Here is a 16172-nt window from a genome sequence, read left to right as displayed (position 1 = left end):
GGTGATTCGGCTGATTTGGGAATGCTTTCCTAGACCCGCCATACCGGACGGGCGCGCGGCGCGTCAACGGCGATTTTGACCGTGCCGGCAATTTGCCTATTGACGCGTTCGGCGGCTGTTGGCTATAATGACAACTAATTCAACACAACCGAAATTCCTTGACGGGAAAGAGTACGTCGGGCCGTCCGTATCGCAGAGAGTTGGGAGAGGTGCGAACCAACATTCGGACGCCGGCCGAAGCCATCCCCGAGAAGCTAGCCGAAACGCAAGAAGTAAGCGATGCCGCAGGTCCAGCGTTAACGGGACGCGTATTGTCGGATACGTAACGGAGTGCTGCCGTCCATGACGGATGGCGGAACTAGGGTGGTAACACGGGTAACGGCCCGTCCCTTTTTTGGGGACGGGCTTTTTGGCGTCTTCGGGCGCTTCACGATCAAGAAGGAGGAGAAACGGATGGGCGGAACAACGTTAACGGATTTTTTGTCGCCGGCGGCTCGCGACATGCAGCCATCGGGCATACGGAGGTATTTTGATTACGCGGCGGGACGCAAGGATGTCATCTCGCTCGGCGTCGGCGAGCCGGATTTCGTGACGCCGAAGCCCGTCCGGGACGCCTGCGCGGCGGCGCTCGAGAAAGGCCGGACGACGTATACGCCGAATGCCGGCCTGCCCGAGCTGCGCGAAGCGATCGCGGACTACTTGGCCGCCTCGTTCCGGCTGCCGTACGATCCCGGGGACGAAGTGCTCGTCACGAACGGGAGCAGCGAGGCGATCGATCTCGCGCTGCGGTCGCTCCTGACGCCGGGCGACGAGATTCTGATTCCGGAACCGTGCTATATCGCTTATTCGCCGCTCGCGGCGCTGCTCGGCGGCGTGACGGTGCCGGTCGAGACGACGGCGGAGAACGGGTTCAAGCTGACGGCCGATTCGCTGCGGGCGAAGCTGACGCCGCGCTCGAAGGTGCTCCTCGTCAGCTACCCGAGCAATCCGACCGGCGCCGTCATGACGCTGGACGATTGGCGGCCGGTCGCGAAGCTGGCGGCCGAGCGCGGCCTGATCGTCATTACGGACGAAATCTACGCGGAGCTGACGTACGCCGGCCGCCACGAAAGCATCGCGGAGCTGCCCGGCATGCGGGAGCGGACGCTGCTGATCAGCGGGTTCTCGAAGGCGTTCGCGATGACGGGCTGGCGCGTCGGGTATGCCTGCGGCCCGGCCGAGCTGATCGCGACGATGCTTAAGATTCATCAGTACGCCGCGACGTGCGCGCCGATCCTGGGACAGATTGCCGCGCATGCCTCGCTTACGATCGGTCTGGAAGAAAAAGACCGGATGGTGGCATCTTATAACCGGCGCCGCGCGATCTTCGTCGCGGGCTTGCGCGAAATCGGACTTCCGTGCCATGAACCCCTAGGTTCGTTCTATGCGTTCCCGTCGATCGCGCGCACGGGCTTAAGCTCGGACGAATTCGCCACGCGGCTGCTGGACGCCGTCGGCGTCGTCGCGGTGCCGGGGCAGGTGTTCGGACCCGGCGGCGAAGGCTTCATCCGCTGCTGCTACGCCGCTTCGCAGTCCCAGCTCGAAGCCGCGCTGGAGCGGATTTATACGTTTTTGCGGAACGTCTGAGCGCCGCCCGACTGAAAATAATCGATGAAATGCTGCGCCCGCTTCGACAGCCGGTGGTCCTTGAGCCAGAGGATGCCGATATCCGATTGGAAATTGGCGTCCCGGATCGGCAGCATCGTGACGTCGCCGTACGGGAACGAGTTGAGGATCGATTTCGGGAAGACGGTCGCGCCGATGCCGGAGGCGATCAAGGACATGATGACCGTTACGCTGGAGCATTCGCAGATAATATTCGGCTCAAGGCCATGGCGCCGGAATTCGTTCACGACCTGCTCGTGCATGCGGATCGTGTTGTCGGTCTTCAGCGTGAGCAGCGGATACTCCGCCAGCTCGCGCATGCCGATGCTCTGCTCTTCACCGCCCGCGCGCGGCTGCGGCACCCAAGAGCTGGGGAACACCGTGACGTACGGATCGGACGGCAGCGGAAGCGTCGACAGCTTCGACGGCAGGATGCCCGTCTCGAACGGCAGGCGGGACACGACGAGCTCGATCGCCCGCTTGGCCAGCATTTCGCCGAGCAGAAAATGGTCACCTTCCGTGATTTTGAACGTAATTTGTGGATAGGCGGCGCGCAGCTGCCGAATCGGCTTCGGCAGGATCGAGACGCACGATACGACGGCCCCGATGGAGAGCGTCCCCCGAACGCCTTCCTCCAGCTCGCGGACTTCCAGCATCGTCTCGTCGAGCTGCGCCAGCAGCGATTCGGCTTTGGAACGGAGCAGCTCGCCGGCCGCGGTCAAGGTCAGCTGCTTCCGCCCGCGCTCGAACAGCTTGGCGCCGAGTTCCTCTTCCATCAGCATCAGCTGGCGGCTGAGCGGGGGCTGCTCCATGTGCAGGAGTTTGGCCGCGCGCGTGATTTGCTTCTCCTCGGCTATCGCGAGGAAATATTTCAATTGCTTGAAGTCCATCGTGGTTCGCCTCTTTACGATACCCATAGGGTATGGAAAATGGATAATTTAGATATTATTAATATAGCCACGGGCATAGTAAAATGCAATTAGTGCACTTATTACGTACGAGGGAAGGGATTCAGCATGATCGCATCGACACCGATTCAAATCGAACGCACGACAACTCCGAAACCGAAACCTCCGCAGGATAAGCTCGGCTTCGGCATTTACTTCACCGACCATATGTTCATTATGAATTACACGGCGGAGCTCGGCTGGCACCGTTCCCGCATCGTGCCGTACCAGCCGATTACGCTGGATCCGGCGGCGAAAGTGTTCCATTACGGCCAAACCGTGTTCGAAGGTCTGAAAGCGTATAAAACGGCGGACGGCCGCGTGCAGCTGTTCCGTCCGGACGCCAACATGAAGCGGATGAACCGTTCGAACGACCGGATGAGCATGCCGCCGATTCCGACGGAGCCGGCGCTCGAGGCGATCAAGGAGCTGGCGAAGATCGACCAGGATTGGATTCCGGACGGCGAAGGCAACTCGCTGTACATCCGCCCGTTCGTCATCGCCACGGAGGCGCTGCTCGGCGTGCAGCCGTCGCTCGAATACCAATTCATCGTCATCATGTCTCCCGTAGGCGCGTATTATCCCGAAGGCATCAACCCGGTTAAAATCTTCGTCGAGTCCCACTACGTGCGCGCCATGGTCGGCGGCGTCGGGGAAGCGAAGACGGCGGGCAACTACGCGGCCGGCCTCAAGGCGCAGGACGCGGCCAAGGACCAGGGCTACACGCAGGTATTGTGGCTGGACGGCGCGGAGCATAAGTATATTGAAGAAGTCGGCAGCATGAACGTCTTCTTCAAGATCGACGGCACCGTCTACACCCCGGCGCTGAACGGCAGCATTTTGGACGGCATCACGCGCAATTCCGTCATTCAGCTGCTGAAGCACTGGAACGTCCCGGTCGTCGAGCGCGTGCTCTCGATCGAGGAAATTTACGAGGCGGGCAAGAACGGCAAGCTGGAGGAATCGTTCGGCACCGGCACCGCGGCCGTCATTTCGCCGATCGGCGAGCTGAACTGGCGCGGCGAGAAGCTGATCATTAACGGCGGCAAGACGGGCCGGCTGTCCGAGAAGATCTACAACGACCTGACGGGCATTCAATACGGCAAGCTGGAAGATCCGTTCGGCTGGATGATCGAAGTCAACTAACCGCCGCATACACGAAGACCGCGCGTCGGGCGCGGTCTTTTTTGTGCTGCAAGAGCAAGGGACGTTGGAAGAAAAACGGATCGGATATTGTTAATGACATTAAACGTTCTATTCGCTGTCATACGCCATTTCGACGACGCCCCGGTTCGCATCAAGCGAAGCGGAGTCCAGGGTCAGCGTACGCACGCCGGAAGCGGCGGGCAGCCCGGTCGCCTCGACGAACGGCGCCGCCGGCTCGAACAGCAGGCGGCCGACGATGCCGGTCGCCTTGGTGCGGTAATGCATCGGAATCGCGACGGCCGGCTTGAGCTGCGCAACGGTTTGCGCGGCTTCGGCGCCGCCCAGCGTCATTTTGCCGCCGACGGGGACGATCAGGACGTCGACGCGGCCGATCGCGGCGGCTTGCTCCTGGGTCAAGAGATGGCCGAGATCGCCGCAGTGGCAGACGACGAGGCCGTCGAGCTCGATGACGAAGACGAGGTTGCTGCCTCGCTTCGCGCCTTGATGCTTGTCGTGGAACGTGCGGACGCCGCGGATCGAGACGTCCTTGACGGTCGCCGGCTCGGGGCCGTTCACGAGCTTGAAGTCGCCGGAAGCGGCCTTCACCTGGTTATGATCCCGGTGATCGTGCGTGACGGCGACGAGATCCGCTTCCACGACCGGCATGCGATACCCGAGAAACCGGCGGAAGGGGTCAATCAATACGCGGGTGCTTTGAGCGGACGTGAGAAGAAAACAGGATTGACCGAACCATTGCATATCCATCGCGATCTACCGCCTTGTCGTTATTATATGTGCAAATAATAGCACATTAAAGACGGTTTGGCAAAGCCGCTCTTGAGAGGGGGGAGGCGGCGGCAATCCGGCCGGCGCCGCGATCTCTTGTTTCTCGGGCTCATCGCGATGCTCTGCTTAACAAAAAACCGTCCGGCATGGGGCAGCGAAAAGCGGCTTCCGCCCAAAGGGGAAGCCGCTTTTGCGTAGGCCGTTTACGACCCGGCGTCGGGATACGGGAACAGGTCGACGACCCGCGCGGTTTGGCCGCTTTCGCTCGTGAAGACGACGTGCTCGCGCCGCAGCTCGCTCGGGCTGTACAGCCCGCAGGCCGCGGCGAGCGAGAAGAGGCCTTCGCGCATTTGCAGGATGTAATTCATGACGCGCCATTGCTTCTCCTCCGGTACCAGCGCTTCCTGGTACTTATCGTCCGTCGTCGTGATGCCCGTCGGGCATTTGCCGGTGTGGCACTGCATCGCCATGATGCAGCCGTTCGCCATCATGAAGCCGCGCGCGGAGTTGACGGCGTCGGCGCCGAGCGCCAACGCGACCGCGACTTTGTCCGGCGTGATGAGCTTCCCGGACGCGAACAGCTTGAACTTGCCGCGGATGCCGAATTTGCGGGCCGTATCGTCGAGGATGAGCAGGGCGGGATAGAGCGGCAGTCCCATGCCGTCGGCCATCGCCTTGAACGTCGCGCCCGAGCCGCCCTCGGAGCCGTCGACCGTGATGAAGTCGGGGTACACGTCCAGGTCGATCATCGCCTGGAAGAACGGCTCCAGCCGCTTCGGATCGCCGACGACGATCTTGACGCCGACCGGCTTGCCGCCTTCTTCCTGCAGCGTGCGAATGAACTGCAGCGCTTCCTCCGGCTTCGTCAGAAACTCGAACCGGTTCGGCGAATTGACGGTACGCCCGACGGGGACGAGACGGGCCTTCGCGACGGGCTCGGTGACTTTGGCGCCTTCCAAGTGGCCGCCGCGGATTTTGGCCCCTTGATGGAATTTGAGCTCGAACGCCTTGATCTGGGGGAGCGACGCCTTGAACTTGAACGCCTCCAGCGAGAAATGCCCTTCCGCGTCCCGGTAGCCGTACAAGCCCGGCCCGATTTGGGCGACGATGTCCGCGCCCGTCTCGAGATGGGCGTCCGCGACGCCGCCCTCGCCGGTGTTGATCCACGAGCCGCCGGCCATGCGCGCGCCGGCTCCCGTCGAGTGGATGTACCGCTCGCCGACCGCGCCGAACGACGTCGCCGATGCACCGAACATGCCCTTGAGCCGCCAGGGCTCCCGACGCCCCTCGCCGACCACGATGGCGTCGTCGTCGTGCAGCAGCCACGGTCTCACCTGCTCCTCGACGATTTTTTCCCTGCGCGTGAACAAGCCTTCGTCCATGATGACGTACCTTCGGCCTTGCCGCACGACGGCGTTATCGACCCGCAGCTCGCCGGTGAGCTTGGGGAACATCGCATTGGATAAATAATAGCCCGGCTTCTCGTAATCCCGGCGGCCGCCGAACGAGATCAGGTCCGTCCGGTACTTCGCCGCATAGACGAGTCCGACGAAATCCGCGCGCGAGAACGGTTTGCCTTCCGTATCGTTATCGAACCAGTATTGGCGGAATTCCGGTCCCAGCTTCTCGAGCAAGTAACGAATCCAGCCGAGGAACGGATGGGCGCGGATGACGGAGTGCTTCGGCTGCTTCGACAAGACGTACATGTACCCGAAGAATACGAGCGGAGGCACGAGGACGACGACGAGCAGCACGATCAGAATGGTAATCAGCATGCGAATTAACCTCCAGATGATAAAAATGACCTTCAGGCAGACCAGGTATATCTTACCACGAATCGGTGGAATGATTCATTCGGCCGTGAGCCGGCCCAATGCGCGTCCGGAGCCGAAAACGATGAAAACGGGATGAAAAAACAGACGGTTGCGTAAAACCGCGCCTTCGCAGGATGCATATGCTGGAGCAGACAACTCTTGCAGACAAGCAAATCCGAGTTTCGAAGGATGATAGGATAGGATGCCGCGTACACCATTAGCCAGACTGCTGCGCGAACTGTATATCGTCGCAGCCGATTCTCATGCGAAGCAGACGACGGTCGAACAGGCGATTCACGAACGCCGCCAGCGCCGCAAAACGATGCTGGAACGCCTGGTCGGCGACATTCAAAACGGAAAAGATCCGACCCTGCATGCCCGAAGGCCGGCAGCGAAGGCCGGCGCTTTCGCGGACGCGGCTGCGCCCGCGGCGCCAAGAATCGCGATCGTCGGCGCGGGACTCGCCGGCTTGACGTGCGCGTACCGGCTGAAGGCCGCCGGCTTCGACGCCGCGGTCTACGAGGCGGACGCGAAGTCCGCGGCCGGCCGCTGCAGCACCCGGTACGGCGAGTTCGAAGACGGGCAGGTCGCCGAGCGCGGCGGCATGCTCATCGATACGGGCCACCGCGCCTTCCGCCGGCTCGCGCGCGAGCTGGGGCTGGAATTGACCGATCTGCTCGACGCCGAGCCCCCGGACACGGCGCCGCTGTATTATTTCGACGGCGAGCCGTATTCGTTCGCGGAAGCGGCAGAGGACTTCAAAGCCGTCATCGGGCCGCTGAACCGCGATTTGACGGCGGCGGGATTTCCGACGCTCTATAACCGTTATACGCAGCGGGGCCGCGAATTGGACCGGATGTCCGTCACGGATTGGATCGCGGCCAACGTGCCCGGCGGCGCGGATTCGCGATTCGGCCGGCTGCTGGACATCGCCTGCACGATCGAATACGGCGCGGATGCCGGCATGCAGAGCGCCTTGAATTTCATTTATTTGCACGGCATTCTGGAAGAGGAGGACGGCTTCCGGATGTTCGGGCTCTCCGACGAGCGGTACCAGGTCCGCGGCGGCAACGAGCAGCTGGTTCGCCGGCTGGCGGGCCAGCTCGACGAGACGCAGGTCCGGCGCGGCATGCGGCTCATCGCGCTGGCCGAGCAGGCCGACGGCAGCTACCGGCTGACGTTTCAGCGGCATGCCGGGACGGTCGACGTCGAAGCGGACAAGGTCGTGCTCACGCTGCCGTTCGCCGTGCTCCGCTCGTCCGTCGACTTCAGCCGGGCCGGCTTCCGGCCGCTCAAGGCCGCGGCGATCCGGGAGCTCGGCATGGGGGCGAACAGCAAGCTGCACCTGCAGTTCCGCGACCGGCACTGGCATAGCCTCGGCTCGAACGGCGACACGATCGCGGACACCGGCTACCAGAACACGTTCGACGTCGTCCGGGGGCAGCCCGGCGCATCCGGCTTGCTCGTGGACTACACCGGCGGCAGCGTCGGGGAGGGCATGATCACGGGGACGCCGCACGAGCGCGCGGCGCAGTTCCTGCGGCAGATCGAGCCGGTCCTGCCGGGACTGACGGCCAAGTGGAACGGCCGGGCGGCGCGCGACTGCTGGTTAAGCAATCCCTTTTCCCTCGGCTCGTATTCGTACCGGAAGGTCGGTCAGCACACGGCGTTCGCCGGGGTGGAGCAGGAGCGCGAAGGGACGCGGGGGAATTGCCACTTCGCCGGCGAGCACACGTCCGTGGCGTTCCAGGGCTATATGAACGGCGCGGTCGAGAGCGGCGAACGGGCGGCCAAGGAAATCATCGGCGACCTGCAAGCCCGGCCAACCGGCGGCGGGCAGTAAGGCAAAAGCCGGGCACGGCGGCCGTATTCGAACGCGTCCGCGCATGCAAGGTCATGGCCTGGCTCGGTAATCGAGCCTAATAACGATGCAAAGAGCAAACCGGTTCCGACTCAGGAACCGGTTTTTCGGTTTGCCATCGCCTGCCTTCGCCGGCCGTCCCGGGGCGGTTCGGCTCAATTTTCCCGCAAGAGCTTGTTCTAGTACCGCGGAAAATGCAATAATAAACGAGGTAATGTTATTGCGTGCAATCGAAATCCAAAGAAAGCGGGAATGAACCAAGATGGGTCGCAAATGGAATAATATTAAAGAAAAGAAAGCTTCGAAAGACGCCAATACCAGCCGGGTTTACGCCAAATTCGGGATTGAAATCTACGTTGCCGCCAAGAAGGGCGAGCCGGACCCGGAATCCAACCAAGCGCTCAAATTCGTGCTCGAACGCGCGAAAACCTATAACGTGCCGAAGGCGATCATCGACCGCGCCATCGAGAAGGCGAAAGGCAGCGGCGACGAGAGCTACGAAGAGCTCCGTTACGAAGGCTTCGGGCCGAGCGGCTCGATGATCATCGTCGACGCGCTGACGAACAACGTGAACCGCACCGCGCCGGTCGTCCGTTCCGCGTTCACGAAGTGCGGCGGCAACATGGGCGTCAGCGGCTCCGTGTCGTACATGTTCAACGCCACGGCCGTAATCGGCGTGGAAGGCAAGACCGTCGACGAGGTGCTCGAGCTCATGATGGAAGCGGACGTCGACGTGCGCGATATCGTGGAAGAGGACGAAGCCGTCATCGTCTACGCGGAGCCGAGCGCGTTTCAAGCCGTGCAGGACGCGTTCAAGCAAGCCGGCATCTCGGAATTCACCGTCGCCGAGCTCACGATGCTGCCGCAGACGTACGTCACGCTTCCGGAAGACGCGCAGGCGCAGTTCGAGCGTCTGATCGACTTGCTGGAAGATTCGGAAGACGTGCAGCAGGTGTACCATAACGTCGAGTTCGAGGACTAAGGCGGCGCCCGTCGCCGGGTTCACGCTTGATTGGCAGAAAGCCGCGATCCCGCGGCTTTTTTTTGTGCCACATTTTTCCGCGTTTGAGGTAAAATAAACCTGCGAGGCGAAAAATGGAATGATTTTTGGGGTTTTGTCGAAAACGAGGCAGGCAAAACGAAAATTTTGTCGAAATAAGGTATTATAGGCGCAATACATATTACCCACGTTTTGAGGTGTCGGAAGGAATGAAGCTTAAAGTCGTCTTAGGGTTATTCTTCATCATCGCTTGTCTTGTTCCGATGCTGCCGACGGCCGCGCAGGCGGCTCCGGTCACGGGGGACGCCGCGATTTCTTCCTGGCAGCTGAGATGGGAGACGGACGGGGACCGGTTTGCATCGCCGGACGAGGCGATGCGGGCGTCGGGGTGGCAGGACATCCGGGCATCCGCTCCGGTCGTCTCGAAACCGGAACGCGTGGAATCCGCGTGGGTTCGGATCAAGCTGCCGGAAATCGGCAAGAACCAAGGCGCGTTTTTTCGTTCGATCTACGCGCAGAACATCACCGTGTACTTGAACGGCGAAGCGGTATTTCATTCGGAACGCAAGCATTGGTTCGACTTGAACCGCGTGCTGATTCCGCTCGAGAATCACGATTCCGGCCGTGAGCTGCTGCTTCATCTGGAAAGCGATACGGATCGGTTGGGTCTCGGGCGCGGCATTCATATTTCGAATTATCAAGATCTGATGCGCTTGTACGCGAAGTACGACTTGCTGGATATCATCCTCGGAAGCGCGTTCATCTTCGTGGCGTTCGTCATGCTGATCTGCTCGGTGTTCCTTGACCGGAACCAGCTGAAGCTTTGGCTCGCGCTCTGCTTCATCATCCTGCCGATCGGCGGCCTGCTAATCGGGTATTCCCCGTTCTTGTACACGTTCTACGGTTCGTACGGCTTCGTTTATCAAGGCTTGTTCGATCTGTCGCTGTACACGTTCCTGCCGGCGCTGCTCGTGTTTTTCGAGTATTTGTTCGGAAGCGGGTATCGCGGCATCGTGAAGCATTTCCGCCGGTTCCAGATCGGTTATTCCGTATTCGGCCTTGTCATGCTGATCGTCAACCGGGCGCTTCACAATGAGTTTCAGTCGTTTTATTTCTTCGTCTCGGTCACGGCGGCCGGCTGTCTGATGCTGGCCGAGTTCATCCTCATTTTGGTCATTCTGGGCAGGCAGCTGTGGAGACGAAACATCGATTCGATCATCCTGTCGGTCGGCTTGGCGATCTTCGCCATCATCGGTTCGGCGGAGCTCGTGAAGTTCTACGCGTCTTCCCAGACCTACGATCTGTCGTGGTGGAAATGGGGACTCGTGGCGTTCGTCCTGTCGCTCATCGTGCTGCTCGGACGACGGTTCGCGCATCAGCATAAATTGATCCTTACGTATTCGCGGGACTTGGAAATTTACAATTCCGAGCTGCAGCGGTCGGAGAAGATGGAGATCATCAGCCAATTGGCGGCTTCCGTGGCGCACGAGGTCCGCAATCCGCTTCAGGTCACGCGCGGCCTGCTTCAGATCCTCGAGTCGCGCCATCAGATCGAGCGCAGCGGCGAGAACTATTACAAGCTTGCGATCGACGAGCTCGACCGGGCTTCGACGATCATCACCGATTTCCTGACGTTCGCGAAGCCGCAGATGGAGCAGGTGCACGAATTGAATCTGGCGGAGGAATTCAAGCACGTGGAAGGCATTATCGTGCCGCTGGCGAATCTGCACGGGGGGCGGCTGGAGATGAACGTGCCGCGCTCGCTGCGGATCTTGGGCAATTCCTCCAAGCTGAAGCAGGCGCTGATCAATATCATCAAGAACAGCATCGAAGCGCTGGAAGGCGCGGGCGTCGTCAAAATTTGGGCGTACGAAGAACGGGAGCAGGTGGTCATTCATATCTCGGACAGCGGCGCCGGGATGGATGAGCGCGTCCTGGAACGATTGGGCGAACCGTACTTCTCGAACAAGACGAAGGGGACCGGTCTGGGGCTGATGGTGACGTTCCGCATCATCGAGGTCATGCAGGGGACGATCAAATTCACAAGCCAGAAGGGCATCGGCACCGAAGCGATGATCCGCTTTCCCGCCGCGCGCTTCGTCGAAACAAACGCGAAGGTCTCGATGTGACCTTCGCGTTTTTTGCGTCCTTGATTCGATTTTACCACGTGTCGAGCGATTCGTCGGTTTTCCCGGCGTCCGCCGGATTTTGAGGAAGGACGAGCGCGAATTTCGTAGGCGTTTCTTCAACGACGACGAGTTCGACGTCATCCGGCAGCGACAGGCCGAACGCTTCTTGCAGCGCTTCTTTCGGGTTCGCCAGCAATTTGGCTTTGAAAGCAGGGTCGGACCAAGCTTTCTCGATAATTTGTTGCTGCAGCTGTTGTTCGGTCATCCGTTTCGCACCTCGTTAATAGGAGTTATGTACCAGGTAAAGTGTACCATTAAATCTGATGCAATTCTACTAAAAATCGCTAGATTCCGACGGAAAAACGACAAAAAAAGGGAATTTCCGCTACCGGAAATTCCCTTTTTTAAGAGGTGGCGCATTTACCACGTATCATCGGTCTTCTCCTGATTTTCCGCGACGGCGGCCGGATTCGGCGGGATGACGATCGCCAGCCGCCTCGGCGTTTCGGCGATGACGGCAAGCTCCGTTTCGTCCGGAATCCAAAGTCCGAACGCGTGCCGCAGCGCGGCTTTGGGGTCGGCGGCGAGGGCGGCTCGGAACGCCGGGTCGCGCCAGGCCCGCTCGATAATGCGTTCCTTGACGGAAACGGCGGCTTGAGTATCGGACGGTGTCATGTTCGCGTGCCTCCTTGTCGATAAGGCGGTTCAGGCCTTTTCATTAATGGGGTCCATCCTTCATCGGATTTATACCGGCGGTTTCAGCCTGATACTGCGAGAGCCAATAAGCGAACCCGCCGCCGAGCAGCCGTTTTTTCGTATCGCTCAGCCTTTCGGCCGAAGCGGACAGCCCGTCCGCCAAATAGTCGTGGAACGCCGACAGATGACGGAGCGGCAGGCCAAGCCCGACGAGCGCGTCTCCGTTCGCTTTGGCCGCTTGGGCGTAACGGACGAGCGCGCCGTCGACATGAATGGCGGCTTGGATCGCATGCTTCTCCAGCGGAAGCCGAAGTCCGGCCGCCCGATGTTCGGCCTCGATCATGCCCACCAGACCGTTGGCGTTGCGCCGGTCGAAGTCTTCCTCCCAGTCGGACCAGTCGTCCGCCATCTGGAGCGTGGCCAGCGTCAAATCGACCGCCTCGGAGACGGCGGGCTCAAGCTCCGCCCTGCCGGCCAGCAGCAGCGCGCCGGTACTCGCCAGCTTGACGGGCGCCGCTTTTCGGGCAAGCTCGCCGGGGACAAGGCTGCCGGAGGGCGATTCATAGGCGACGGCGAGCGACCACGCCGTCACGTAATCCCGGAAATAGCGCCAAAACGGAGACGCATGACCGAACAGCGCGCGGTAGAGGTCCAGCATGCCGAGGTGGAACAGATTGCCGAGCGCGAGCTGTTCCTTCCAGCCGGCGGGCGCTTCGTCCATCAGATCGTCTTGGATGAAGAAGTACAGCATCACGAATACGTTTGCAAGCGACAGCTGGCGATAGCGTTCGGCTTCCAAGTCCGCGACCGGCCTCATCCAGAACGGCAGCAGGTAGCAGATATGATTTTTTTTGGCGGACGGGTTGAGCGGATTGAAGGCGTGCAAATAGGCGCGGCCCTTCGCGTTAAGCGGCGCCGGGAAGGCGTCGATCAGCCGCTCCGCGTCCCGGAACACCTGCGTCAGCTCCGATTCGAATTCGGTTTTCCAAAGCATCGTTCGATGAACCTCCGTTCATGAGTATCGGTCCCGCCGCAGCGTCAGCGCGAACATGCCCGCGGAATAAGATGCGCTCTCCTTGCTCAACCAGCCGTCGAGCTCTTTTGTACGTTCAGGGTCGAGTCGGCCGCCTTGCAGGATACGGGTCGAGGTCTCCATGTACCGATACATGCGGCGTTTCGCGTGCGGCTCATCGGCCCGTATGCGGCAGGACCGCAGGTCCGCGCTCCAGCCTCCGGCCTGCGCGAGCTCGGCCAGCGCCTCGCGGGGAGGCTTCGGGAACCGGGCGAGCAGCGGTTTGCGCGAAGCGCGAAACAACGCATCGAACAGCGGCAGTTCCTCTCCGGGCAGCGGACCGGTCGCGGCGTCGTCCAAGTCGACAATCAGAATCGCCGAACGTTCATGCGTGACGCCGCGCAGCCAAGCGAGGAAGTGCCGGAAATCCGGCAGATGCAGGGCCGCCAGCCTGATGACGACGACGTCGAACGGCTCGCCGCCCGCCGCCGCATCCTTGTAATCGGCTTGCACGAAGCTAAGTCCCGGCGCGGTTCTGGCCGCCGCGAACGGATACACGCGTGCGTCCTTTTCGATTCCGGTACAGCGCAGGCGAGGGTACGCCCGCTTGACGGCTTCCAGATAGGCGCCGTTCCCGCAGCCGATATCGAGCACGGAGCCGGCTTCCCGCAAATACCCGTCCAAAAACGCCGCGCGCTCGCGTTCGAAGAAGAGCTCCGCGGTCAGCGTCAGCATGTCGTCGAACAGGCGGGCAGGGTCTTCGGTAATCAGCGGAATCACTCCTCTCGGCGATGACGTTTGTTTGCTAGGTTAAGTATAAGGCCGGGATAGCGGTCGAACAATGCCGAATTTTGGTGATTTTCGCCGATGACGCAATGCATGCCGGCCGGAGGGACAGATACGTCTAGAGATGCTATGATAAAAGCATAGATTGGGATTTCTGATAATTAGTCGTAACTGCGGTGAACGCGGATGTGCGAAACATCATGTTGGATTACGAAGCGGAGGACGAAGCATGACGGTATTGGAAGTCGACATACGGAAAGCCGGCTATGCCTCGGACGCGGACATCATCCGCGACATTACGTTCGCGGTCGAGAAGGGCGAGCTCGTCGGCTTGATCGGCCCGAACGGCGCCGGCAAGAGCACGACGATCAAGGCCTTGCTCGGACTGCTTCGCCGCGTGGACGGCGACGTGCGCCTCGGAGGCGAGCAGGGACGTTACGCGTACGTGCCGGAGCAGCCGGTGCTCTACGAGTACATGACGCTGTGGGAGCATCTCCAGCTGGCCGCTTCCGCCTACGAGCTGGACGAGGCGACGTTTCTCGCCCGCGCGGAACGGATGCTGGAGCGGTTCCGCCTGACCGGCGAGCGGCATAAGCTGCCGACCGGCTTCTCCAAAGGCATGCAGCAAAAAATGATGCTCATCATCGGCTTCCTGCTGGAGCCGGACGTGTACGTCGTGGACGAGCCGTTCGTCGGGCTCGATCCCCGGGCGACGCGCGATTTCCTGGAGCTCCTGCAGGACGAACGCCGCCGCGGAGCGGGGGTGCTCATGTGCACGCACGTGCTCGACACCGCCGAGCGAATCTGCGATCGCATCATTCTCCTCAACGGCGGATCCGTCGTGGCGCAGGGCTCGCTCGCGGAGGTCCGGGAGCAGGCCGGCTGTCCGGCGGACGCTCCGCTGACCGATTGTTTCTACGCGTTGACATAAGGGGGAAAAGGAATGTCGAATCAGGCCATCGGCGGGTGGCGCGCCGGAAGCCTCTTCCGGCGGAGGATGCGGCGCTTCTGGACGGAGCAGTGGAAAGCGTGGCGCACGGCGCTCGACTGGACGGTGTGGGTGTACGTGCTCGTGCCGGCGGTCTGGATCGCCGGCGGCACGTACGCGGACCTCTGGCATCATCCGCCGTCGTGGCTCGCGAACTTGCCGCTCTGGACGGGCGAGCGTCTGCCGCTCGTCGTCGTGTTCGCCGGACGGTTCCGCTCGTTCGCGGAAGAAGCCGACGTCCTGTTCCTGCTCCAAAAGCGGAGCTGGATCCAAGGGCTGCTGCTGCGGGGCGCGGCGTACACCGCGGGCGTTCTGCTGCTGCTGTCGGGCGTCCTTTACGGAGCGCTGCTGCCGTTCTTCGCGGCGGTGCATCATTACCCGGCAGGCGCGATCGTCATGATGCTCGTATACACATGGATATGGAGTTGCGTCGGGGCCGTGTGGCGCAATCTTATCGAAGCCCGATTCGCGGGCTTTCGGAAATGGCTCGTCAAGACCGCCGTCACGCTGCTGCTCGCCGCGGCGTATCTGGTTCCGATGATCGTCTGGGGCAGCGCGCCTGCCATGCTGGCCGCGCCGGCCGGGGCCGGTCTCGTCGTCTGCGCCGAACTGCTCCGCATCAAGCTGCGCGCGCGGGACGCCTTCGAATCCGACGCCCGGCAGGAGCAGCTGGCGCGGCTCGCGAGCACGCAGCTGCTGCTCCGCAACGTCATCGAGCGAAAGCCCCGCGTGCGGCTCGGCCGGCCGGTGCTCCTGCGCCGTTCGAACCGGCTGTTCCGGCGATTCGACGGAAAGACGATGCTCGCGGAGATGATCATGAAGGCGTTCGTCCGCCGGATGGCGCTCATTCGCACCTGGCTCGGGTTCGCGTTCGTCTCCACGGCCGCGGTCTTCCTGTCGCCCGCCGTCATCCAGCCGTTCGTCGGGGCCGCGCTCCTGCTGCTGCTCTCGACCTGGATCATCTCGCATTGGCGCGGGATGCTGGAGGAGCCGTTCTTCGCCCAGTTCCGGTGGACGGACCATGCGCTGCGCGGTTCCGCGGGTCTCGTGCGCTTCTGGCTGGCCGCGCCGGCAGCCGCGCTGTTCGGTCTGGCCGGCGGGGCGAGGACGTACGGCGCATGGGGGCTGCTTGCCGCCGTTCCTGCCGTGCTGCTCTGGCTGCTTCTGAGCAATATCGTCACGTCGACGATGGTGCTGCGCCTCGATCGCAAGGGGAAGGGGGCTTGACGGGGATTACGGATGACCGCTCTCGTCCGGCCGAACGAAGCGACCGCAATCGCTTCTTAACAAATCGATTACATTGCCCGCATCTTTGTCCGGTATGATCCAGGTATTATTCGTTTCCATCATCGAACTGGAGGTC

At 61.6% G+C, this 16172-nt stretch carries 14 protein-coding genes; 7 read left to right on the top strand and 7 right to left on the bottom strand.

Going from position 1 to position 16172, the window contains the following annotated elements:
- The first annotated feature begins 453 nt into the window (after positions 1–453).
- Positions 454–1626, top strand: coding sequence for an aminotransferase class I/II-fold pyridoxal phosphate-dependent enzyme (locus BMZ79_RS05065; RefSeq protein ID WP_090637244.1), 1173 nt, complete (start codon positions 454–456; stop codon positions 1624–1626).
- Here BMZ79_RS05065 and BMZ79_RS05060 read toward each other — a convergent pair.
- The gene (locus BMZ79_RS05060; RefSeq protein WP_090637242.1) at positions 1602–2534 is read right to left on the bottom strand and encodes a LysR family transcriptional regulator; all 933 of its coding nucleotides are present in this window, start codon (positions 2532–2534) and stop codon (positions 1602–1604) included. The two genes, BMZ79_RS05065 and BMZ79_RS05060, sit on opposite strands and share 25 nt — an antisense overlap.
- 126 nt (positions 2535–2660) lie before the next feature.
- Here BMZ79_RS05060 and BMZ79_RS05055 point away from each other — a divergent pair, with 126 nt between their 5' ends.
- The gene (locus BMZ79_RS05055) at positions 2661–3737 is read left to right on the top strand and encodes a branched-chain amino acid aminotransferase (RefSeq protein WP_090637240.1); all 1077 of its coding nucleotides are present in this window, start codon (positions 2661–2663) and stop codon (positions 3735–3737) included.
- Between the two features lie 108 nt (positions 3738–3845).
- Here BMZ79_RS05055 and BMZ79_RS05050 read toward each other — a convergent pair whose 3' ends face one another.
- Complete coding sequence (locus BMZ79_RS05050; protein ID WP_256252607.1) at positions 3846–4496, bottom strand: MBL fold metallo-hydrolase; 651 nt, start codon at positions 4494–4496, stop codon at positions 3846–3848.
- Positions 4497–4726: 230 nt separating this feature from the next.
- A complete protein-coding gene (locus BMZ79_RS05045; protein WP_090637237.1) occupies positions 4727–6298 on the bottom strand; it encodes an FMN-binding glutamate synthase family protein in 1572 nt (523 codons plus the stop codon).
- A gap of 241 nt (positions 6299–6539) precedes the next feature.
- On the opposite strand from BMZ79_RS05045, the gene BMZ79_RS05040 reads away from it, so the two are divergent.
- The 3 genes from BMZ79_RS05040 to BMZ79_RS05030 all read left to right on the top strand — a co-directional run bounded on the left by BMZ79_RS05040 (position 6540) and on the right by BMZ79_RS05030 (position 11327).
- Positions 6540–8180 (top strand): flavin monoamine oxidase family protein, encoded by a 1641-nt coding sequence (locus BMZ79_RS05040; protein WP_090637235.1) that lies wholly within the window; start codon positions 6540–6542, stop codon positions 8178–8180.
- Between the two features lie 280 nt (positions 8181–8460).
- Entirely contained in the window at positions 8461–9180 is a 720-nt protein-coding gene (locus BMZ79_RS05035) for a YebC/PmpR family DNA-binding transcriptional regulator (protein ID WP_090637233.1), read from the top strand.
- 227 nt (positions 9181–9407) lie between these two features.
- Positions 9408–11327, top strand: a complete 1920-nt coding sequence (locus BMZ79_RS05030; RefSeq protein WP_090637231.1) for a sensor histidine kinase — start codon at positions 9408–9410, stop codon at positions 11325–11327.
- A gap of 31 nt (positions 11328–11358) precedes the next feature.
- Here the strand turns inward: BMZ79_RS05030 and BMZ79_RS05025 are convergent, their stop codons facing one another.
- From BMZ79_RS05025 to BMZ79_RS05010, 4 genes are all read right to left on the bottom strand, one after another.
- Entirely contained in the window at positions 11359–11592 is a 234-nt protein-coding gene (locus BMZ79_RS05025) for an NHLP leader peptide family RiPP precursor (RefSeq protein WP_090637229.1), read from the bottom strand.
- A gap of 155 nt (positions 11593–11747) precedes the next feature.
- Positions 11748–12002: an NHLP leader peptide family RiPP precursor gene (locus BMZ79_RS05020; protein ID WP_090637227.1), complete on the bottom strand. Its 255-nt coding sequence runs from the start codon at positions 12000–12002 to the stop codon at positions 11748–11750.
- A 43-nt stretch (positions 12003–12045) separates the two neighbouring features.
- Positions 12046–13017, bottom strand: a complete 972-nt coding sequence (locus BMZ79_RS05015) for a hypothetical protein (RefSeq protein ID WP_090637225.1) — start codon at positions 13015–13017, stop codon at positions 12046–12048.
- 18 nt (positions 13018–13035) lie between these two features.
- A complete protein-coding gene (locus BMZ79_RS05010) occupies positions 13036–13815 on the bottom strand; it encodes a class I SAM-dependent methyltransferase (protein WP_090637223.1) in 780 nt (259 codons plus the stop codon).
- Positions 13816–14050: 235 nt separating this feature from the next.
- Between BMZ79_RS05010 and BMZ79_RS05005 the strand changes: the two genes are divergently transcribed.
- Both BMZ79_RS05005 and BMZ79_RS05000 read left to right on the top strand, forming a co-directional pair.
- Entirely contained in the window at positions 14051–14752 is a 702-nt protein-coding gene (locus BMZ79_RS05005) for an ABC transporter ATP-binding protein (RefSeq protein WP_090637221.1), read from the top strand.
- Positions 14753–14764: 12 nt separating this feature from the next.
- Positions 14765–16036 carry an ABC transporter permease gene (locus tag BMZ79_RS05000; protein ID WP_090637219.1) on the top strand — a complete coding sequence of 424 codons (1272 nt, stop codon included), beginning with the start codon at positions 14765–14767 and terminating at the stop codon, positions 16034–16036.
- Positions 16037–16172: the final 136 nt, after the last annotated feature.

Source organism: Paenibacillus sp. UNC496MF (assembly GCF_900113915.1).
GTDB classification, from domain to species: Bacteria; Bacillota; Bacilli; order Paenibacillales; family Paenibacillaceae; genus Paenibacillus_Z; species Paenibacillus_Z artemisiicola.
Note: the sequence above shows the minus strand (reverse complement) of the source record. Positions and strands in the feature narration are given on the sequence as shown.